Here is a 674-nt window from a genome sequence, read left to right on the forward strand (position 1 = left end):
TTGGGGACCGATAGGTGAAACAGCGTCTGTTCAGTGGTCGGGCACAGCACCAGGACTTTGCAGCCCAGGTGCTCCAGGTCCCAGATATGCTGACTCAGGCGCTCGGGAGACATGTCGTTGGTGGTGATACCAAGCACCGCCAGATCAATGGCCTGATCGCTTTGATGCACGCCGGTAATGCCATTGGTCAGGGCTTCCAGGGTATTGAACGGGGTCACTTCCAGGCCGCAGTCTTCCAGTTGGTGCTGCAGGGCCTGACGGGCCAGTTCGTGATTCTCCAGCACCGCTACGCGCCGCCCCAGCAATGGGGGACCGGGCAAGTCCTCGGCGTCGTCGCGGGTTTTCGGCAGGTTCAGGCTGATCCAGAATTCCGAGCCTTCGCCCGGAGTGCTGTCGACGCCGATTTCGCCGCCCATCTGTTCGATCAGGCGCTTGGAGATCACCAGCCCCAACCCAGTGCCACCGGGTTGCCGCGACAGCGAGTTGTCGGCCTGGCTGAAAGCCTGGAACAGAGCGCGAACATCCTGGTTTGACAGGCCGATGCCGGTGTCTTGAATGCTGATGCGCAGTTGCACGCTGTCTTCGTGTTCCTCTTCCAGCATCGCCCGGGCGACGATGGTGCCTTCGCGGGTGAACTTGATGGCGTTGCTCACCAGGTTGGTGAGGATCTGCTT

Annotated in this window: 1 protein-coding gene; it reads right to left on the reverse strand. The window is 61.1% G+C overall.

What is annotated here, in order from left to right:
* On the reverse strand, positions 1 to 674 hold a 674-nt coding region (locus tag BLX41_RS36145), incomplete at both ends, for an ATP-binding protein (protein WP_259745134.1).

It is taken from the genome of Pseudomonas protegens (assembly GCF_003732485.1).
Lineage (GTDB): Bacteria > Pseudomonadota > Gammaproteobacteria > Pseudomonadales > Pseudomonadaceae > Aquipseudomonas > Aquipseudomonas protegens_B.